This window comes from Pandoraea sp. LA3, assembly GCF_022696215.1.
In the GTDB taxonomy this organism is placed as follows: domain Bacteria; phylum Pseudomonadota; class Gammaproteobacteria; order Burkholderiales; family Burkholderiaceae; genus Pandoraea; species Pandoraea capi.
Window position 1 is genome coordinate 460,181 of sequence record NZ_PTPY01000038.1, and the last position, 20,383, is coordinate 480,563.

Below are 20,383 nucleotides of genomic sequence, written 5' to 3' on the forward strand. Positions count from 1 at the left end.
CCAGCCGCTTACCGGCGGCGCTGCGGTAACACGATGTAACAGGGGGAGAATCGCCGGATCACGGCCCTCCTCCTGCCTCTCCGTCCGGCGTATTTGCCCCTTCCCCAATCCGCAAATTCGGCGCTTTCGCGACGATTTTCCAGCGATTTCACCCCGTTTTTTGCATTTCGACGTTCTCGGACGAGCATCAGGCGCGTCGCGCGCGATGTCCGCTTCGTCATGCGCACCGTCGCCCGTTTCGCCAGGCCGCGCGTAACACGCCGTAACCTCGGCCACCCCCGCCTGATACCAAGTCCGACGCCCTCGTCGCTAGACTGATAAACGTGGCCTCCCCGTCCGGGAATCGGCTCGATATCCCGGCAAATCATCAGGCGGAGGCAGCCATGGAGCAAACGTCCAACACCGCAGTGTCACCTCAGCAACCGGCGCCCCCGAAGCGGCGGCGCACGGCGCTTTGGATCGGCATCTTCATCCTGATGGTCGTGGCGTGGATCGCATGGCACCTGCTGCACCGGCCAGCCGCACGACGCAATGTCGCCCCGCAAATCGTCTCCGTCGCACAAGTGACTTACGGCAGCATGCCGGTCACGATCACCTCGCTCGGCACGGTCACGCCCGAAGCCACCGTCACGGTCCTGCCGCAGCTTAGCGGCTACCTCACGCAGGTCGGTTATCAGGAAGGGCAAGACGTCAAACAGGGCCAGTTCCTCGCACAGATCGATCCGCGTCAATACGAAATCAGCAAGGAACAGGCACAGGCACAACTCGCCAAGGACCGGGCGGCCCTCGCTCAGGCCAAGGCCGATCTCGCGCGCTACACGCAACTGCACGAGCAGCGGGCGATTGCCGAGCAGACGTACGCCGATCAGCAGTTCACCGTGGCGCAGGACGAAGCCGCCGTGAAGGCCGATCTGGCCAACATCAAGCAGTTCGAACTCGACCTGACCTACTGTCGGATCACAGCGCCCGTCTCGGGCCGCGTGGGCTTGCGCCTCGTCGATCCCGGCAACTACGTGAGCACCACCAGTACAACCGGCATCGCGGTCATCACCAGCGTCAAACCGACAACCGTGGAGTTCACCGTCGCCCAGAATGCCCTGCCGGCGGTGATGAAACGCTACCGCACCGGGACACCGCTGGCGGTCACCGTCTATTCGAGCGACAACACCGAGCAACTCGCCACCGGCACGCTCTACGCAGTAAGCAACCAGATGGCGACGGCGACCGGGACCGTCACCCTGCGCGCCCGATTCGCCAACGACGACGAAGTGCTCTTCCCGCAAGAGTTCGTCAACGTGAAGCTGCTTGTCGACACGCTCGATCACGCCATGCTCGTGCCCACACCCGCAGTGCAAAGCGGCGCGCCGGGGGATTTCGTGTATGTCGTCACGGCGCAGAAGACGGCATCGTTGCGCAAGGTCACCATCGGACCGAGCGACGGGAAGCACACGGTGGTCACGAGTGGCCTCAACGCCGGTGAGACGGTCGTCACCGACGGGATGGATCGACTGAGCGACGGCGCGCACATTGCCTTGCCGGTCGCGGCAAGCAGCGCGGCGGCCAGCGAACCTGCCGGGGCGCATGAGGGACGTCAGGGGCGACATAGGAACGCCGACGCCTCCGGCGCATCGGCCGCCACCAGCCCCTCGTCCCGATGAGCCGCCCACGGCGAGCCATCTGGCCTGATCCGACGCTCCAAGGCACGCGCTCATGAATTTCTCGCGACTTTTCATCCTGCGTCCGGTGGCGACCTGGCTGCTGATGATCGCGCTCGTCCTCGTCGGGCTCGTGGCGGTGCGGGTGCTGCCCGTGTCGTCGCTGCCGAGCGTCGACTATCCGACGATTCAGGTCCAGACGTTCTACCCCGGCGCCAGCCCTTCCGTGATGGCGACCACGGTTACGGCCCCCCTCGAAGTGCAACTCGGGCAGATCCCCGGTTTGCAGCAGATGATTTCGTACAGCGCCGAAGGGTCGTCCGTCATTACGCTGCAATTCGATCTGGCGCTCAATCTCGACGTCGCGCAGCAGAACGTGCAGCAGGCGATCAACGCCGCGAACAGTCTGCTCCCCAGCGGACTCCCCGCACCGCCGACCTACGCCAAGGTCAACCCGGCGGATCAGCCGATCATGACGCTGGCCGTCACGTCCTCATCCCTGTCGCTCACCCAGCTTCAGGACGCCGCCAACAACCGCCTCGCCGCCAAGATCTCGCAGGTCGCGGGCGTGGGCGTAGTCACGCTGGCGGGCGGCAATGTCCCGGCGGTGCGTGTGGAAGCCGATCCGCAGAAGCTCGCCGCCTACGGTCTGAATCTGGACGACCTGCGCACCTTGCTCGCCAACGTGAACGTCAGTCAGCCGAAGGGCAATTTCGACGGTCCGGAACTCGACTACACGCTCGACGCCAACGACCAGATCACCGATCCACAGGATTATCTGGATACCGTCATCGCCTATCAGAACGGTAATCCTGTCTATCTGCGTGACGTCGCACACGTGGCGAAAGCCGCACAGGACGTCGAACGTGGCGCATGGTTCAACAAGACGCCGGCCATCGTGCTGAACGTCCAGCGTCAGCCGGGGGCGAACGTCATTGCCACCGTGGATCAGATCAAGCGGGCGCTGCCGCAACTCGAAGCGACGCTGCCCGCCGGCATGAAAGTCAGCGTGGTCTCCGACAGCACGGGCGTGATCCGCGCATCGGTGAGCGACGCCGCCTTCGAACTCGTGCTCGCGGTGGTGCTCGTGGTCGCCGTCATCTTCGTTTTCCTGCGCAACGTGCCCGCGACCATCATTCCGAGCATCTCGGTGCCGGTGTCGCTGATCGCCACGCTGGCGGTGATGTACGAGCTGGGGTATTCCATCGACAATCTCTCGCTCATGGCGCTCATCATCGCGACCGGGTTCGTGGTGGATGACTCCATCGTCATGATCGAGAACGTGGTGCGTTACCTCGAAGCCGGTATGGCGCCGCTGGAAGCCGCGCTGGCCGGGGCCGGTCAGATCGGCTTCACGATCATGTCGCTCACGATTTCGCTGATCGCCGTGCTGATCCCGCTACTCTTCATGGGTGGGGTCATCGGGCGGTTGTTCGGCGAGTTCGCCGTCACGCTCGCCGTCACCATCGTCATCTCGGCGATCGTCTCGCTCACCGTCGTGCCGATGCTCTGCGCCCGAATCCTGCGCGCGCAGGAGGCACGGCACCCCAGCCGTTTCGAGCGGGTGAGCGAACGGATTTTCGACAAGACGCTCGCCGCCTACGAGCGTGGCCTGCGATGGGTACTCGACCACCAGTTTCTGACCCTGATGGTTGCCATCGGCACAGTGGTGCTCACCGTCGTGCTCTACATCGTGATTCCGAAGGGGTTGTTCCCCGTGCAGGACGTCGGCGTGCTGCAAGGCATCACCGTCGCGGACAACTCGGTCTCGTATGCGGCGATGGTCAAGCGGCAGACCGCGCTGGCCGACGTCGTGCTGCAAGACCCCGATGTCACCTCGATCACGTCGTACGTCGGCATCGACGGCATCAACACCACGCTCAACAACGGCCGCTTCCTCATCAACCTGAAGGCGCACGACGACCGCTCGGAGACTGCCGCCGAGGTCGGCCGCCGCATCCAGCAAGCCACGGCGAAGGTGCCCGGCATCAAGCTTTACGTGCAGCCCGCGCAGGATCTGACGCTCGACACCACGGTCTCGCCCAACCAGTACAAGTTCGTACTGCGCGGCCCCGATCAGGCGACGCTCGCGCAGTACGTGCCACCGCTCATCGCCCGGCTGAAGCAGATCTCGTCGATTACCGACGTAGCGAGCGATCTCGACACCAGCGGCCTGTCGATTCAGGTGGAAGTGAACCGTCAACTGGCGGCGCGATACGGCATTACGCCCGCGACCATCGACAATGCCCTGTACGACGCGCTCGGCCAGCGCATCGTGTCGACGATCTTCCAGCAGTCGGCACAATATCGGGTGATTCTTGTTGCCAAGCCCGACTCGCTGAACACGATCCAGTCGCTGGGCACCCTCTATCTACCGAGCCAGACGAGTGCGAGCGGTCAGGTGCCGCTCTCGGCCATCGCGCAACTCAAGGTGGTGCGCACGCCGCTGGCGATCAGCCATTTGCAGCAATTCCCGGCAGTGACGGTGTCATTCAATCTGGCGCCGGACGCCTCACTCTCCAGCGCCGTCAAGGCAATCCGCAGCGCCGAGCAGGCGGTGCATTTGCCGCCGTCGGTGGCATCGTCGTTTCAGGGCGCGGCGCAGGCGTTCGAGGATTCGCTCTCGAGCGAGGTCTATCTGCTGGTGGCCGCGCTCGTGGCTGTCTATATCGTGCTGGGCGTGCTGTACGAGAGCTTCATCCATCCGGTCACCATCCTGTCGACCCTTCCCTCGGCCGGTATCGGCGCCCTGCTCGCGCTGATGCTCACCGGAAGCGATCTCGACGTCATCGGCATCATCGGCATCGTGCTGCTCATCGGCATCGTCAAGAAGAACGCGATCATGATGGTCGACTTCGCCCTCGACGCCGAGCGCTCGCAGCATAAGCCACCGCGCGAGGCCATTTTCGAGGCGTCGCTGCTGCGCTTCCGGCCGATTCTGATGACGACGCTCGCGGCCATGCTCGGTGCGCTGCCCATGCTGCTCGGCTCGGGCACCGGCTCGGAACTGCGGCGTCCGCTGGGGCTCGCGATCATCGGCGGCCTCACGCTCAGCCAGTTGCTCACGCTGTTCACCACGCCCGTCATCTATCTGTATTTCGACCGGCTCGCGGCACGCGTGCGTGAGCGCCGGGCGCGGCGCAGGCAGCAAGCCGCCGGCCGCCCGGGCGCCTCGGACAAGCCGGAGGGTGCGCAAGACCCGGGGAATGCGGGAGACCAGCCGTGAACCTTTCGGCCCTGTTCATCAAGCGCCCGGTCGCGACCACGTTGCTGGCCGTTGCGGTGCTGATTTCAGGTTGTCTGGCGTACCTGCGGCTGCCCGTGGCGCCGCTGCCCAACGTCGCCTTCCCGGTGATCGCCGTGCAGGCGAGCATGGCGGGCGCGAGCCCCGAGATCATGGCGTCCACCGTTGCCGAACCGCTGGAACGCCGACTCGGAGTGATCGCCGACGTGACCGAACTGACCTCGACGAGCACCGTCGGCTCGGTCTCGATTCCGGTCGTCTTCGGCCTGAAGCGCGATATCGAGGGTGCAGCGCGCGATGTCGAAGCCGCGATTCAGGCCGCAAGAGCGGACTTGCCGAGCACGCTGCGCAGCAATCCGAGCTACCGCAAATTCAACCCGGCCGACACGCCGGTCATGGTCATTGCCCTGACGTCCGCCACGCTCACGACCGCACAGCTCTACGATTCGGCCGACTCCGTCATCCTTCAGCAACTCTCCCAGGTGGACGGCGTCGGCCAGATCACGGTGGGCGGCGGTGCATTGCCGTCGGTACGGGTCGAATTACAGCCGGGCGAGCTCAACAGCTACGGAATCGGACTGGAGGACGTGCGCGCTGCCCTGTCCTCCGCCAACGCGAACAGCGCCAAAGGCCATCTGGATCAGGGCGATCAGCGCTTTCAGGTCACCTCGAACGACCAGATCGGCAAGGCCGACGGTTACAAGGATCTCGTCGTCGCCTATCGCAACGGCGCGCCGGTGATGCTGCGCGACGTGGCGCTCGTGCGCGACAGCAACGAGAACATCCGCAATGCCGGGCTCTTCAACAACCGCCCTGCGGTGCTGGTGATCGTCTATCCGTCGCCGGGCAGCAATGTCGTCAGGACCGTGTCGCAGATTCGCAAGATCCTGCCGCTGGTCGAAGCCACGCTGCCGCACGACATCAAGGTCAACGTGGCGCTGGACCGCTCGGTCTCGGTCGAGGCGTCGCTGGGCGACACGGAACGCACGCTGGTGCTGGCGGTGCTGCTCGTGATCGGCGTGGTGTTCGTGTTCCTCCGCTCGGCGAACTCGACGCTGATCCCGGCCGTCGTCCTGCCGCTGTCGATCATCGGCACCTTCGGGCCGATGTACCTGCTCGGCTACAGTCTGGATAACCTCTCGCTCATGGCGCTGACCATCGGGACAGGCTTTGTCGTCGACGATGCGGTTGTCGTCATGGAAAACATCGTGCGTCATCTGGAACTTGGCGTCCCCCCGAAGGAAGCCGCCCTGCAAGGCGCAGGTGAAGTGGGCTTCACCGTGCTGTCGATGAGCCTGTCGCTGATCGCCGTCTTCCTGCCGATCCTGCTCATGCCGGGCATCGTCGGCCTGCTGTTCCACGAATTTGCCGTCACCCTGTCGATCGCGATCCTGATCTCCATGGTGATCTCGCTCACGGTCACGCCGACGCTGTGCGCCTATGTGCTCACCCGCGAGTCGGCCGTCTCGCAGGCCCGGTGGTCGACATGGATCGGCCGCCAGTTCGACCGCTTTCGCGATGCCTACGCGCGCTCGCTTACGGCAGTGCTCGACCATGCCGGTCTCGTCGGTCTGGTGATGCTGGGCCTGCTCGTCGGCAATCTCTTCCTGTTCCGGCTGCTGCCCGCCACCTTCTTCCCGGAGCAGGACACCGGCATTCTGATCGGTCAGATCATGGCTGACCAGAGCATCTCGTTCCCGGCCATGCGCCAGAAGCTGGAACAGTTGCAGACCATCGTCCAGACCGACCCCGCCGTGGCCTCCGTGGCGGGTTTCACCGGCGGACGTTCACTCAACTCCGCCACGGTGTTCGTGCAACTCAAGCCGCTCGCCGAGCGACACCTGTCGGCGGCAGCAGTGGTCAACCGGCTGCGGCCCAAGCTCAATGGCGTCTCCGGCGCGCGCCTGTTCTTGCAGGCGCAGCAGGACTTGCGCATCGGCGGACGACAGTCGGCGGCCGAATACCAGTACACGTTGACGAGCGACGATGCACAGGCGCTGTATCAGTGGGTGCCGAAGCTCGTGACCGAGTTGAGCAAGCATCGGCAGACGGTGCTCGACGTGAATACCGATCTTCAGCAGAACGGTTTGCAGATGTACGTGAACATGCATCGTCAGACCGCCGCACGCTTCAACCTGCAACCGAACCAGATCGATAACGTGCTGTATGACGCCTTCGGGCAGCGCACCGTTTCCACGATTTACAACCCGATCAATCAGTACTTCGTCGTCATGGAAGTGTCGCCCGAGTATTGGCAGTATCCGAACTCGCTCGATCAGATCTACCTGAGCACTGCGGCGGGCAACGCCAGCGGCACGGGGCAGACGCAGATGTCCGGCAAGACTGTCAGCGGCGCGAGCGCGAAGACTGCGGCCTCGGGCACCAATGCGCTCAACGCCAATGCCGTGGCCAACCAGCAGAACAACGCGATCTCGAACAGCCGGGGAGGCAACTCCAGCGGAAGCGCGGACAGCACGGCCGCGGAGACGATGGTGCCGCTTACCGCGCTCGCGAGCTTCACGGCGCGGCACACGGCCACGCAGGTCAACCATCAAGGCGGCATGGTCGCGGCCACCGTGTCGTTCAATCTCCCGGCGGGGGGCTCACTGAGTCAGGCGCAGGTCGCCATCGACGACGCCGCGCGCGCCATCGGCATGCCCGCCTCCATCCACGGCGCGTTCGCGGGCGCGGCACAGGCGTTTTCGCAGTCGATGGGCACGGTGCCGCTGCTCATCCTCGCGGCACTCGGTGTGGTGTACATCGTGCTGGGCGTGCTGTACGAGAACACGATTCACCCGCTGACCATTCTTTCGACGTTGCCGTCGGCGGGCATCGGCGCCACGCTCGCCCTGCTGATCTTCGGCACGCCGTTCTCCGTCATCGCGCTGATCGGCATGATTCTGCTCATCGGCATCGTCAAGAAGAACGGCATCATGATGGTCGACGTCGCCATTCAATTACAGCGCCGGGAAGGCATGCCCGCCAAGCAGGCCATTCACGAAGCGGCGGTCGTGCGGTTGCGCCCCATCATGATGACGACGTTCGCCGCCGTGCTCGGCGCCGTACCGCTTGCCATCGCGCTGGGTCAGGGGGCGTCGTTGCGCCAGCCGCTCGGCGTCACGGTCATGGGCGGCCTGCTCCTGAGTCAGGTGTTCACGCTTTACACAACGCCCGTCATCTATCTGTATCTGGACCGCCTGCGCGCGCGGCTCGCACGCTGGTCCACGCGCCTGCCCTGGCATCGCGATCCCGGCCCGGAGGTTCGATCATGAGTTGGTTCGCAAAGGCATATCGCATGCCCCTGACGCATATTGCGCGCACTTCCTGCACTTCACGCGCTTCACGCACTTCACGCACTTCGCCCCGTAAGCGTCAATCCCCGACGCGGGTGTCGCTGGCCTGCGCCGCCATGCTGGTCGGGCTCGCGTCACTGGCCGGCTGCGCTGTCGGCCCGGACTACCAGCGCCCGCTCGTCGATATGCCGACCCACTACACCGAACTGGCGGGCTGGACGCAAGCGCGTCCCGACGCCGAAGGCCCGAAAGGCCAATGGTGGACGGCCTTCCACGATCCGCTGCTCGACACGCTGGAGCCGCAGGTCGAAGTCTCCAACCAGACCGTGCGACAAAGCTACGCCAACTATCAGCAGGCGCTCGCCGAAGTCCGTCAGGCGCGCGCGGGGCTGTTCCCGACGCTCGGCATCGACGCCTCGGCCAGCCGCTCGCGCGGCAGCAGCGGCGGCGCCAGCACGTCCGCGGCGCTGGCCTCGCGCAACGGCGCGAACATCGTGAGCTCGGCCGCGACCGAAGCCAGCGTGAGCTGGGCGCCGGACATCTGGGGGCAGGTGCGGCGCTCCATCGAGCAAAGCAGCGCCACCGCGCAGGCCAGTCAGGCCACGCTGGCCAACGCGACGCTGTCCGAGCAGATCGCGCTCGCCAACGCCGTCATCGACTTGCGCATCACCGACGCGAACATCGATCTGCTGACGCAAACCGTCGCCGCCTACACGGAGTACCTTCGGGTCGTGGCTGCCCAGGACCGGGCAGGAACGGTGCCGCCGTCCGACATCATTACGGCGCGCACGCAACTGGAAAACGCCCGCGCCAGTCTGATCGCGCTCGGCATCTCGCGGGCGCAGTATGCCCATGCCATCGCCGTGCTCGTCGGACGCAATCCGGAATCGCTGACGATCCCGCACAGCACTGCGTTGCCGCGCCTGCCCGACGTGCCCATCGCCTTGCCGTCGACACTGCTTCAGCGGCGCCCGGACATCGCAACGGCCGAGCGGCAGATGGCCGCACAGAACGCGGCCATCGGTGTTGCACTCGCCGCCTACTACCCGAACATCACGCTGTCGCTCACGGACGGGCTGTCCGCCGCCCCCGTCGCAGGGTTGTTCAAGATTGCCAATTACGTGTGGTCGCTCGGCGCGAGCGCGTCGGAGACGATTTTCGACGGTGGCGCAAGAAGCGCCAAGGTCGATGCCGCGCGCGCTGCCTACGACGCGGCCGTGGCGAATTACCGGGGCACCGTCCTCACGGCATTGCAGGGTGTGGAGAACGATCTGGCATCGCTGCGCATCCTCGAACAGCAGGCGCAGACGCTCGACGAAGCGGTGCGCGACTCGACGGAAGGCGCCCGCATCGCAATGAGCGAGTATCAGGCGGGTACGGTGGATTACACGACCGTCGTCACCGCACAGACGACGCAACTCACCACGCGGCAAAACGCATTGAATGTGCAGGAATCGCGGTTACTGGCCGCTGCGTCGCTCATCGGCGACCTCGGTGGCGGGTGGTCGGACGACGCGCTGGGGCAGACCGGGTCGCCTGCACCTACCGACGCCAATGCGCCGTCAGGACCTACGGATCAGGCGACGTCCGCCGCCAAGTGACGACGTGACACTTCGTCACTTTTGTCCGGCCGGCGTCGGAGGCGCACAGCAACGCTGTACATTGATCGCCTTGCCACGACAGGCCGGCAGCGAAGGTGTCGATTTGCAGAGCAGCGCCTGCGAGGGCCAACCGTACCGGAACCCTTTGTCGAGCATGCACAACTGCGCGGCGGCAACGTCGTTGAGCGGCATGACGTCTGACGGCATGTTCAATTCCGTGTAGCCGCAGGCCGTCATCTCCCGCTTCACTGCTGCGATGTCGTCGCCGGGACGTGTCCAGTACGTATAGGCCGGCTGAACCGTCTGTGCAGAGGATGTCGAGGCTAGTGTCGACGGATCGACATCCGGGTCCGTGCCGAACGTCTTGCCTCGCGGCAAACCGGCGCACGCGGGCAGACGCGGGAAATCCGTGCAGACGATTCGGCGGTCCTGATAGCGAAAGCCCCGGTCGATCATGCAGCGTTGCGCGCCGGCATAGTCGTTGAGCGTCATGTCCTTCGGCTCGACGTGTGCCGCATCGGGAAATCCGCAGGCCAGCATCGCGCTTCGCACGCCCGGCACATCGACACCGGGCTTCGCCCACAGCGTGTAAAGCGGTGGCGCAGGCTGAAACGGGCGCGTCGTACAGGCGCTCAGCGCCACCGCGACGCCGACGAGCGCCACGCCCCATGCGAGCGCACGCGCGATTCCCTGCCGCTTTGTCGCGAATGATGGGGATACCGCCGCCGCAAGCGCCTTCCCGGGCCGCCTCAACACCTGAGCCTCATGACGTCTCCTTAACCGTGGGGCCTGAAATCCGGCCGATGGGGCAGGCATTGTAACGTCCGTTGCGCCCGGCGCGGCCTGCCTGAGACTTCAGCGCTTCTACACCGAAGTGCCGTTCATGCAGACGACCTCCAGACCTTCCGCGCTCGACGCAGGTAAATCGTTGGAAGTCCTTGAGGCCGGTCTGCTGGTATTCTTCGACGCTGAACAGGAAAAAATGGGGGGTGCGTCGCACGGGTTGGGCCGAGCGGCTATCGATACCGTAGCCCGGTCGCATGGCGATCGGACCTGCCATATGGCTGAAACATTGACCGGCGGCCACCCCGGATCGAACTCTGCGAATCATGGTGCATCTGCAATCCCACGCCGGCGACGCGCTCGCCGGCCATCACATCGCGTGGTACGTGTACGTGCTGCGCGCCTTTCTTGCCCTGCTCGTGCTGGGCGTCTGCGCCTGGGGGGCCATGGCCCTCGTCTACCGCTGCCCCGGCCCGGCGCTCGTGCGCTATCTCGTCATCGCGCTGTGGGTGTTGCTCGGTGTCGCGGCCCTCGTTGCACTGCTGCGCGTGCGCGCCGGCGTGCCGCTCCGGGGCTGGCCGCTGGGCTTTCTGATCGCGGCGATTCTGCTCATCGGGTGGTGGCAAACGATCCGGCCGTCCAACGACCGCAACTGGGCTGCCGACGTGGCACAACTGCTCGATTCACAGATCGACGGCTCGCGCGTCACACTGCACAACGTGCGCAATTTCGAATGGCGCACCGAAACCGACTTCACCCCCCGGTGGGAAACCCGCGAATACGACCTTGACAAGCTCGTCAGCGCCGATCTGGTCCTCTCATACTGGATGGGCCCCGCGATTGCGCACACGCTCGTCTCGTTTGGCTTTTCGGACGGCAAGCGCGTAGTGTTTTCCATCGAGATCCGCAAGAAGCAGGGGCAGAAGTTCTCGGCTGTCGGCGGATTCTTCAAGGACTTCGAAGCGACGCTGGTCGCCGCCGACGAGCGCGACATCCTGCGTGTGCGCAGCAACGTGCGCGGCGAGACGACCTACCTCTACCGGCTGAACATTCCGCCGAAAGCACTACGCGAGGTGTTTCTGGGCTATCTGGCACGCGCGCGCGAACTGCGCAGCGAGCCAGCCTGGTACAACACGCTTACGAGCAACTGCACCACCATCGTCTTCGAGATCGCACGGCTCATCGCGCCCGGATTACCCCTCGACTACCGCCTGCTGCTGTCCGGCTACTTTGCCGAATACGCCTACGATCAGGGCGGTCTGACGCCCGGCTTCACCTACGCCCAGCTCTATGAGCGCGGTAATTTCGTGCAGCGGGCGCTGGCCGCCGGCGACGCACCGGACTTCTCGACACGCATCCGTCAGGGCGTGCCGGGCGACGATCCGACGGTGAAGCCGTGATGTCCGCTCGCACGCAATCGGGGCTTCGTCGTGCCGGTGCGCTGGCCGCCGTCCTCTGGCTGACGGTCCTCTCGGGCTGCGCGATGGTGGAAGTCCGCTCCCTCGGCCCGGAGCAGTACATCGCCATGAAGCGCGGTGACATTCTGTCCACAGGCAAGCTCAGTGCCTCGACCGACCAGACGATCCGGGTGGCCGGACTGGACGAGACGACCTGCGCCAAAACGTCGCTCGACTGTATCGATGCCCTGGGCCGCGCCAAGGAAATCGATGTCGACCGGCGACTGGCGGCAATGGCAGAGATCTCGATGCAACTCGCCATCGCGCAAACGTCCCCCGGCGACAAGCAATGGAATGACGCACAGTTCGACCTGTGGTTGCGCACCGCGCGCTACTCGTATGCGTACCTGTTCTACAGCGACCGCCCGTCGAGCGAGCGCGCGTTCGAGGACCGGCAGACGCAGGTCCGCGACTACTACAACTATGCCGTGCAGAACTTCGCCGTCGCCCTTTTCCGCCGGGTGCAGCAAACGGGCAGCGACAAAATTGCCGGGTGGACGTTGCCGGTGGATACCAGCAGCGTGCGATTCGCCGGGAACCGTACTCAGCCGCGCGAAGTGCTACCCGCCTCGACGCTATCGTTCGCGGGGCTGCGCAGCCCGTACCGACGCGACGGCTTCGGCGCAGAACTCGTTGCCGTGCTCGACGAGAAGTCCGCCGCCGATGCACTCTCCGCGACCACCCGCAGCCCGACGCCACGCGGCGATGCTGCGACGGGGCCGGATTACGACAACGACGACAGCGGTTCGCGCGGTGGCCTGAGCACCCGTGAGAGCCGCGCGTCACGCGACTTCCGGCGTGCTACCGATCCCAACGCCGGCCCCGTCTTCAGTGAGATGCCCTCGCCCTCGCTCACGCTGTTGCTGCGCTTTAACGGCACGACCCTCGAAGAGGTGCTCACGACACAGGTCGCCACGCTGGTCGTCTACGACCCCTACCGGCAGACGTCGGTCGAGCTCAACCATCAGTTGGTGCCGCTCGCGGGCAACTTCACCGCCGGTTACGGTCTTTGGCTGGCGCGCTCCGGTTTTGCAGAACAATCGCTGCGCACCCTGTTCGGGCGCGACCGGGGCATCGTGCGTCCCCACATCTATCTGATGCAGCCGTTCGATCCGGGACGCCGCGTGATCCTGATGCTGCACGGTCTGGCGAGCAGCCCCGAAGCCTGGGTGAACCTGGCCAACGAGATTCAGGGCGACGCCACGCTGCGCGAGCATTTTCAGGTCTGGCAGGTTTATTACCCGACGAATTCACCGATCCTCGTGAACGCGATGGCCATTCGCAACGCATTCGCGGCCACGCTGAAAAACTTCGATCCGGACGGCCTGTCAGCGGCGTCGCATAACGCCGTGATCATCGGGCACAGCATGGGCGGCGTGATCGCCCGGTTGATGGTCTCCAGCTCCGATGACGATTTGTGGGAGACATTCCAGAGCCAGTATCACCTGGACGATGAACAGATCGATCGCGCCCGCGACCGGCTCGACCCGCTGTTCGACTTCCGGCCGGTACCGCAATTCGAGCGGGCCATCTTCATTGCCGCGCCGCATCGCGGCACGCCGTTCGCCCGTAACCGGCTCGGACGGTGGGTCTCGAACCTCATCAAACTCCCCGTCACCCTGCTCTCGAGCATCGACGACGTGCTGCACTACGCGACCGGCTCGGAGGACAACCCGTCCGAGGGCAAGACACGTTACGTGCCCAACAGCATCGATCAGTTGCGCGACAACGATCCGTACGTGATGGCCGCCGCCGGGCTGAAGATATCGCCGGCGGTGCAGTACCACTCGATCATTGCGCGACGTAGTGCGCAGGGGCCGCTCGAAGCGTCGAGCGACGGCGTGGTGCCCTACACCAGCGCGCATCTCGCAGGCGCCGAGTCCGAGCGGGTGATCGTGGCCGGCCACAGCGTGCAGGAAACGCCGCAGGCCATTCTGGAAATCCGCCGAATCCTGCATGAAGACGTCGACGAACTGGAGCCCGTCAAACTGCCGGGGCGAATGAGCCCGTTCCAGCCCATCGATCCCCCGCCGCTGGCCCCGTCGCTGCCGGGCCGCCCGACGTCGCGCTGAGCGGTCGCCGCTCAGGACACCGCGTTGACCTGAATGTGATAAACGCCCCACGGGCAAAGGGTGAACCGCTCCTTGAGCGGTTTGCCCGCCAGTGCGGGAATCGCGGCCGGGTCATACACCGCCCACAACGGTCCGAGTCCGCCCAGCGCGAGCGGCTTGTCATCGAGATGCGTGGCGAGCAGGAAGCGGTACTCACGCACTTGCCCCAGTGTGGTTGCCACGACGTAGCCGTCAATGGCGCGCAGCAGCACCTGCGTCGCCGGGTTCGACGGCGCCCCCGCCTGTATAAGCACGTCGGCCAGACGCGGGCCACGCAACGTATGCGGCTTGGCGTCGTATTCGAGCGTCGGGCGGATCGTCTGGGCGGACATGCGCGTGAGCATGGCGAAGTCGAGCGCATATCCCGCATCGAATTGCACCAGTTGCTTGTGGAACAGCTGATCCAGTGCCGGATCGACGGGGCCGCGATTGTGGCGCTCGATCGCACCGGAAATCGTGACGAGCGGCGTCGACACCGGGCCGGACGACGCCCCCGCAGAAGGCCCCGATACACCCGATACGCCCGGCTTGGCGAGCACAGGCACCGATGCGCCCAGTGCCACGGCACCGGCGAGGAATTGACGTTTTTTCATGGCGAAGGAAGAAGCGGATAGCACGACGCAGGCGCGTGCGGCGAGCCGCCGCACAGTCGCACGAGCGTACCACCGATGCCCCCTGGCCTGCCAACGTCATTGGCTTGCCGGGCGGCATCACGCCATCAACGCCTTATTGAATCAGCCGGTCGCCTTCTCGAACGTGAAATGCACCCGGCCGTCGCGGATCGGCAGAATGTCGGGCCGGTCGTCGCCCACTTCCGCATCGAGCCGGTCGTTGAGCAGCGCGTTCATCGCAAGCAGCAAGGCGCCATTGGCGCGCGGCGCCAGCGCGAGATTGCGCGACTCAGTCGGATCGGCGTGCAAGTCGTAAAGCTCCACGTCGTTACTGGCGAAAAGCGTTTCGAGCGACGTGGGCCGGTTGAACTGCTCGGGAGAGAAATAGCGCGAGAAGCGGTAACGTCCGTCGAAAACGCTGCGGATCATGCCGCGATGCCGGAAGTCGGGTTGACGCGCAATCAACCGCCGATGAATCTCCTCGATCGGCACGCCTTTCTGACGCAACGTCGCATACTCCTGTGCCAGCCACTCGCTGTCGTAGTACAGCAGCATCGCGTAATTGAAGAGTGCCGCCGGGCGCAACGCGTCGACGGCCTGCCGCTCGGGGCGTCGCAGCAACGGCGTCAGGTCGTGTCCATGTGCCGCGTCGCCGGCCACCCGGGCAACGCCTGCGGCGTCTAACCCCGTCAATCCGAGCAGCGTGGGCGTGATGTCCAGATGCGAACTGAGGGCCGCGCACTGCTTCCCGCCCGGATAGGCCGGGTGACGAATGACGAGCGGCACGTGGTTCTGCTCGCGGTAGGCCGTCGGCCCCTTCCCGACGAGCTTGTGCGCACCGACATGGTCGCCGTGATCCGCACTCATCACCACGATGGTGTTCTTGTCGATGCCCAGTTCGCGCAACGTGTCGAGCAGCTTCACCACGTGCGTGTCGCAATCGCGAATGCAGTTGAAGTAATAGTCCTGATAGACCTGGAGCCGCGCGTCGTCCAGCGGATAGTCGCCGACCAGCACGCCCTCGGCGGCGTTATAGACACCGTGCGCGGCCGGACGCCCCGGCGCATCGTAGGCCTGCTTGCGCGTGGCGGCGAGCGGCACATTCCAGTGTGCGTCGTAAATCGCATTCTTCGGGGGACGGGCGTTGCCCAGCGTCGGCCCGTTGGCGTTCTGCGTGTCGACGCCTGCGGGGTCGGTGTTCAGGAACATGGCGTCGTGCGGATTGACGAGGTTGACCGCCATGAACCACGGTTTGTGCTCGCTCGCCAGTTGGGCACCGCGTCCGCGCAGCCACGACACCGCCGACGATGTCGTCAGGCCGTCGTAGGTGTAGCCGCCACGCACGCGTCCGATCAGGTCGCCCACGCCGAAGTAGTCGTCGAACCCATACGACTTGAACAGCGCGTTGTACGCCTGCGTCGGGGTGTCGTAGGGCGTGTGGTTCTGATGCAGCTTGCCGCTCAGATGCCATTTGCCGAGATAGGCGGCGTAATACCCCGCGTCCCGCATCATGTGACCGATGGTGCGAAGGTCGGTCGACATGTCCGGCTGCCACGGAATGCCGCAGTTATCGAATACGCGCGTGTGCTGAATGTGCTGCCCGGTATACACAACGGAGCGCGATGGCGAGCAAACGCAAGCGGCGATCTGGTGATTCATGAACGTCACGCCCTCGCGGCGCAAGCGCTCCCGGCCTGGCACCGGGAACGGCCACTTGTCGAAGTGCCGCTCCTGATCCGTCAGGATGAACAGGATGTTGTAACCCTTGGGCGGCGTGGCAGGCGCTTCCTGCGGCATCGTGTAACCGTCGTCGACATGCGGTTCACGGTGGCTGGACGTCGGCGCCGCCAAGGCCGAAGACGTCAGTCCTGCCGACGCGACCGCCGCACCGGCCTGCTTCAGGAAGCCCCGCCGCGACGGGTTCGGGCCAGATGATGGCGTGGAGATCACGTCCTCGTTAGGTGTGGCGGGGGACGAAGGCTTGTGGGATGTCATGCGTCTCGCTCCTGAGAAGGCGCCAACGTCGTGCGACGCGTCGGCTACCGGATGGGAGTCTCATTATTTGGCAGGACTCAGTACACATCGATGAAAAGTCACGCTATATTCATTACCAAAATGACATCAATAGCGCGGCATCGCCGAGTCTATGCACCGATGGAGTCCCTCGCCCCCTTAGCCATGACCGAAGCACGCCCCTCCCCAAGCCCGGACGCCGGGCCCCTCGCCCGTCAGATCCCGGCCGTGCTGCGCAAGCTGCGCATTCGTGACCTTGAGACACTCCGGTGGCTGGGCCGCACACGCAGTTTTGCCCGGACGGCGGAGGCGGCAGCGATTACCCAGCCGGCGCTGTCCAAGTGGTTACGCGAGATCGAACAGGCGCTGGGCGTCGCGCTGTTCGAACGCACCACGCGGCGCGTTACGCCAACGCCCTATGGCGATGCACTGCTGGAACGCGCGGAGCGCATGCTGACCGACCTCGCGGGCGTGGCGCCTGCCATGCAGGCGTTGCGCGACGGGCTGGCCAAGCCCGTCAACGTCGGCATTCTTCCCGGGATGGCGAGCGTGCTGATGCCCCAGACGCTCGCCCGGCTCGAACGCACCGGCCCGGCGCTGCGCATCAACTTGCTCGAAGAGACGCTCGATCGCCTGCTGCCCCGCGCGCAATGGCACGAGATCGATCTGCTCATCTGCCGACTGGACGAAACCGCGATGAATGCGGGCTTCGGGGTCGTGCCGCTTTATGACGACGACGTTCGTGTCTTTGGCGCTCGCCACCACCCGCTCGTCTCGCATCCGTCGCCGGACTGGGCCGACGCTGCGCGCTACCCATGGATCGTGCCGCCTCCGGGCACGCCGATGCGCCGTGCCATCGATACCGAATTCGCGCATCAGGGGCTGCCGTTGCCGCGCGTCATCATGGAGTCCGTCACGCTCATGACCAACGCCAGCACGGCGCAGGCAATGCCTTGCCTGTTCCTGGCGTCACGTCTGGGCGTGGCGCGCTCACCGCTGGGGGCGTCGTTGCATGATTTCGGTCTGCGGTTTTCGCACGTCGCACCGACCGTCGGCGTATTGCATGGCCACGCACCGAGTGCCGCCGCACTCGCGCTCATCGACGTCTTGCAGGACGTATCCCGCACGCTCTCGCCACCGGCTCGCGCCTCCTCCTGAAAGCACTCGGCGCCTGCGGCCCGGCTCTCGTCCCAAGCGCCGAGGCTGGGAAATCCCTCGAAGTGGGTCGGCGTGCGATCCTGCGGCCCCGTTTTCATCCGAGGCACCTAAATCATCGAAACGCAACATCACTTGAAAAATCGCCGCTAAGTCATTGATTGTTTATAACTTTACGTGGCATAGTCGCGCCAGCGGACGCTCGCACGCACTAAGTGTCTCCTAAGTTTCGCGCGCTATCGTGCGCCCGTGCCGTCCTCCGTGGTCGGCAAGATTTAGGCGTAGGCTGACTTGGCCACGCCAGAATGCGTACGGAAAACCATGCGGATATTGCTCGTAGAAGACGACTCCATGATCGGCGAGGCCATGATGCAGGCGCTCAAGGACGCCTCTTATGCGGCCGACTGGTGTCGTGACGGCGATGCCGCGCTGGCCGCCCTCGCCGCCCATGCCTACGACCTGATGCTGCTCGACCTCGGCCTGCCGGGGCGAGACGGCTGGGAGGTCCTGCGTGCCCATCGTGGGGCGGGCGGGCGTACACCGATCATCGTTGTCACGGCCCGCGACGGCGCCGAAGACATCATTCAGGGCCTCGATCTCGGTGCCGACGACTTCGTCGTGAAGCCGTTTGAAGTGGGCGAGCTGCTTGCCCGCATGCGTGCGGTGATCCGGCGTCATGCCGGTGTGGCCGTGCCGGTGCTGACCAACGGCGCGCTCGCGCTCGACCCGGCGACCCATCAGGCAACGTACGGGGAGAACAGTTGCGTGCTGTCGGCACGCGAATACGCACTGCTGCATGCGTTGATGCTTCGCCCGGGTACGATCCTGTCTCGCGATGCCCTCGAACACCGCCTGTACGGCTGGGGTGAAGAGATCGAGAGCAACATGATCGACTTCCTGATCCACTCCATTCGCAAGAAGCTCGGGGCAGACGTCATTCGTAACATCCGTGGCGCGGGCTGGCTGGTGCCCAAGGCATGATGCGTTCCTTGCAGTCGCGACTGGTGGTCACGCTCTCGGCCTGCGCGCTGGGGCTGGCCATCGTTGCCGGTTTCGTCTCCTATGCGGCGGCGTTTCGTGAAGCCTACCGGTTTCAGGACGACCAACTACTGCAACTCGCCGCCCTCGTCGATACACGCAATCTCGCGGGTGCCGACAGCGCCATGCACGGCCTGCCGATTCAGGATCACGACTACCGTCTGACGGTGCAACGCCTCGGCGGCACGTTTCCGGTAACGCTGTCCGACGGCTTTCACACCGTCAACACCGGCGACCATACCTGGCGCGCTTTCGTGCGCACCATTGGACCGGAACTGCGTATCGTCGTCGCGCAACCGACCGAGGGTCGCAACGAGATCGCACGTAATAGCGGTTTGCGCACCGCACTACCGTTCGTCGTGTTCGTGCCGCTGCTCATCGCCGCCATTGTCTGGACGGTTCGCCGCGCATGGCGTCCGGTGCAGCAACTGGCTGCCGAAGTCGACAAACGGCGCGATACCGATCTGCGTGGACTCGATACGCAAGGGGCGCCGACCGAGATCGAGCCGTTCATCGTGTCGATCAACCGTCTGCTGTCCCGCCTCGACAAGGCACTCGACGAACAACGCCGGTTCGTCGCCGACGCCGCGCATGAATTGCGCTCGCCCGTTACCGCACTGGTGATTCAGTCGGAGAACCTCGACCGCGCACTCGAACCCGCAGGGCTCGACGCGGAAACGCGGAACCGTCTGACCAAGCTCAAGAGCGGTTTGCGACGCACCCGAACCCTGATCGAACAGTTGCTCACGCTTGCGAGAGCCCAGAGCGCCCCGATCGTGCCCGCCCCGCCGCTGATGCTGCTGCCCGCCGTGCATGAAGCGCTGGAAGACGTATTCGTGCTCGCCGACAGAAAGCAGATCGTGCTCGATCTGGTCGACGCGACATCGAATACCGCCACGAACCCGCCAGGACGGTCCGGCCTGCGTGTCGCCGGCGCGAAACGCGACATCGTCACGCTGCTGGGCAATATCGTCGGCAATGCCGTGCGTTATACCCCGGCGGGCGGCACGGTATCGGTGCGTCTGTCGTCGACCGCGAGCGATGTGATCATCGACGTGATCGACTCCGGTCCCGGCATCGATGCCGACAAGCGTGAGCGCGTGTTCGACGCGTTCTACCGCGCCACCGATCATCGCGAATCCCGCGATCACGGCGGCGAAGGCACCGGACTGGGCCTTGCGATCGTGCGGGCCATCGTCGACCGGCTCGGCGGACAGGTCCAGTTGACGGACGCCAGCGCGTCAGCGCCTCGCGGCCTGCATGTCCATGTCGCGCTTCCCAATCCAGACAATCCGCAGCACTCCCAAAGCACACATCACCCGGCCAATGGGACCACCGAGCCCACGCGGGGGGCTCAGGGGTTACAGTCTCCCGGCGCTCACAAAAGTTAACTGCCTCATCACTTCATCCATCAAGACGGAA

13 protein-coding genes are annotated in these 20,383 nt (G+C 65.0%); 9 read left to right on the plus strand and 4 right to left on the minus strand.

Annotated features, from left to right (window positions below; all coding sequences use genetic code 11):
* The first annotated feature begins 383 nt into the window (after positions 1-383).
* The 4 genes from C5N93_RS24505 (at position 384) to C5N93_RS24520 (ending at position 9,793) form a co-directional block, all read left to right on the plus strand.
* Positions 384-1,658 (plus strand): efflux RND transporter periplasmic adaptor subunit, encoded by a 1,275-nt coding sequence (locus tag C5N93_RS24505; RefSeq protein WP_242561286.1) that lies wholly within the window; start codon positions 384-386, stop codon positions 1,656-1,658.
* Positions 1,659-1,710: 52 nt separating this feature from the next.
* Positions 1,711-4,881 carry an efflux RND transporter permease subunit gene (locus tag C5N93_RS24510; protein ID WP_242561287.1) on the plus strand — a complete coding sequence of 1,057 codons (3,171 nt, stop codon included), beginning with the start codon at positions 1,711-1,713 and terminating at the stop codon, positions 4,879-4,881.
* Positions 4,878-8,171 (plus strand): efflux RND transporter permease subunit, encoded by a 3,294-nt coding sequence (locus C5N93_RS24515; RefSeq protein ID WP_242561288.1) that lies wholly within the window; start codon positions 4,878-4,880, stop codon positions 8,169-8,171. The genes C5N93_RS24510 and C5N93_RS24515 overlap by 4 nt, the downstream gene beginning before the upstream one ends.
* Positions 8,172-8,308: 137 nt before the next feature.
* Positions 8,309-9,793 (plus strand): efflux transporter outer membrane subunit, encoded by a 1,485-nt coding sequence (locus C5N93_RS24520; RefSeq protein WP_242561408.1) that lies wholly within the window; start codon positions 8,309-8,311, stop codon positions 9,791-9,793.
* Positions 9,794-9,808: 15 nt separating this feature from the next.
* On the opposite strand, the gene C5N93_RS24525 is transcribed toward C5N93_RS24520, so the two are convergent.
* Positions 9,809-10,549: a hypothetical protein gene (locus C5N93_RS24525; RefSeq protein ID WP_242561289.1), complete on the minus strand. Its 741-nt coding sequence runs from the start codon at positions 10,547-10,549 to the stop codon at positions 9,809-9,811.
* A 7-nt stretch (positions 10,550-10,556) separates the two neighbouring features.
* The gene (locus C5N93_RS24530) at positions 10,557-10,904 is read right to left on the minus strand and encodes a hypothetical protein (protein ID WP_242561290.1); all 348 of its coding nucleotides are present in this window, start codon (positions 10,902-10,904) and stop codon (positions 10,557-10,559) included.
* A 118-nt stretch (positions 10,905-11,022) separates the two neighbouring features.
* On the opposite strand from C5N93_RS24530, the gene C5N93_RS24535 reads away from it, so the two are divergent.
* Together C5N93_RS24535 and C5N93_RS24540 are read left to right on the plus strand one after the other, a co-directional pair.
* The gene (locus tag C5N93_RS24535; protein ID WP_242561409.1) at positions 11,023-11,976 is read left to right on the plus strand and encodes a DUF4105 domain-containing protein; all 954 of its coding nucleotides are present in this window, start codon (positions 11,023-11,025) and stop codon (positions 11,974-11,976) included.
* Positions 11,976-14,105 carry an alpha/beta fold hydrolase gene (locus C5N93_RS24540; RefSeq protein WP_242561291.1) on the plus strand — a complete coding sequence of 710 codons (2,130 nt, stop codon included), beginning with the start codon at positions 11,976-11,978 and terminating at the stop codon, positions 14,103-14,105. The genes C5N93_RS24535 and C5N93_RS24540 overlap by 1 nt, the downstream gene beginning before the upstream one ends.
* Before the next feature lie 11 nt (positions 14,106-14,116).
* On the opposite strand, the gene C5N93_RS24545 is transcribed toward C5N93_RS24540, so the two are convergent.
* Both C5N93_RS24545 and C5N93_RS24550 read right to left on the minus strand, forming a co-directional pair.
* Positions 14,117-14,737 carry a molybdopterin-dependent oxidoreductase gene (locus C5N93_RS24545; protein ID WP_242561292.1) on the minus strand — a complete coding sequence of 207 codons (621 nt, stop codon included), beginning with the start codon at positions 14,735-14,737 and terminating at the stop codon, positions 14,117-14,119.
* Between the two features lie 141 nt (positions 14,738-14,878).
* Positions 14,879-16,750, minus strand: a complete 1,872-nt coding sequence (locus C5N93_RS24550) for a sulfatase-like hydrolase/transferase (RefSeq protein ID WP_242561293.1) — start codon at positions 16,748-16,750, stop codon at positions 14,879-14,881.
* Between the two features lie 159 nt (positions 16,751-16,909).
* Between C5N93_RS24550 and C5N93_RS24555 the strand changes: the two genes are divergently transcribed.
* The 3 genes from C5N93_RS24555 to C5N93_RS24565 all read left to right on the plus strand — a co-directional run bounded on the left by C5N93_RS24555 (position 16,910) and on the right by C5N93_RS24565 (position 20,352).
* The gene (locus C5N93_RS24555; RefSeq protein WP_242561294.1) at positions 16,910-17,926 is read left to right on the plus strand and encodes a LysR family transcriptional regulator; all 1,017 of its coding nucleotides are present in this window, start codon (positions 16,910-16,912) and stop codon (positions 17,924-17,926) included.
* 318 nt (positions 17,927-18,244) lie between these two features.
* Positions 18,245-18,904 (plus strand): response regulator transcription factor, encoded by a 660-nt coding sequence (locus C5N93_RS24560; RefSeq protein WP_069343793.1) that lies wholly within the window; start codon positions 18,245-18,247, stop codon positions 18,902-18,904.
* Positions 18,901-20,352, plus strand: coding sequence for an ATP-binding protein (locus tag C5N93_RS24565; RefSeq protein ID WP_242561295.1), 1,452 nt, complete (start codon positions 18,901-18,903; stop codon positions 20,350-20,352). Before C5N93_RS24560 ends, C5N93_RS24565 begins: the two co-directional genes overlap by 4 nt.
* The last annotated feature ends 31 nt before the right edge of the window (positions 20,353-20,383 follow it).

Coding starts and splice junctions, on each gene's coding strand:
- C5N93_RS24505 (WP_242561286.1), top strand. CDS start 384: ATGGAGCAAACGTCCAACACCGCAGTGTCACCTCAGCAACCGGCGCCC.
- C5N93_RS24510 (WP_242561287.1), top strand. CDS start 1,711: ATGAATTTCTCGCGACTTTTCATCCTGCGTCCGGTGGCGACCTGGCTG.
- C5N93_RS24520 (WP_242561408.1), top strand. CDS start 8,309: ATGCTGGTCGGGCTCGCGTCACTGGCCGGCTGCGCTGTCGGCCCGGAC.
- C5N93_RS24530 (WP_242561290.1), bottom strand. CDS start 10,904: ATGATTCGCAGAGTTCGATCCGGGGTGGCCGCCGGTCAATGTTTCAGC.
- C5N93_RS24535 (WP_242561409.1), top strand. CDS start 11,023: ATGGCCCTCGTCTACCGCTGCCCCGGCCCGGCGCTCGTGCGCTATCTC.
- C5N93_RS24540 (WP_242561291.1), top strand. CDS start 11,976: ATGTCCGCTCGCACGCAATCGGGGCTTCGTCGTGCCGGTGCGCTGGCC.
- C5N93_RS24545 (WP_242561292.1), bottom strand. CDS start 14,737: ATGAAAAAACGTCAATTCCTCGCCGGTGCCGTGGCACTGGGCGCATCG.
- C5N93_RS24550 (WP_242561293.1), bottom strand. CDS start 16,750: ATGACATCCCACAAGCCTTCGTCCCCCGCCACACCTAACGAGGACGTG.
- C5N93_RS24555 (WP_242561294.1), top strand. CDS start 16,910: ATGGAGTCCCTCGCCCCCTTAGCCATGACCGAAGCACGCCCCTCCCCA.
- C5N93_RS24560 (WP_069343793.1), top strand. CDS start 18,245: ATGCGGATATTGCTCGTAGAAGACGACTCCATGATCGGCGAGGCCATG.
- C5N93_RS24565 (WP_242561295.1), top strand. CDS start 18,901: ATGATGCGTTCCTTGCAGTCGCGACTGGTGGTCACGCTCTCGGCCTGC.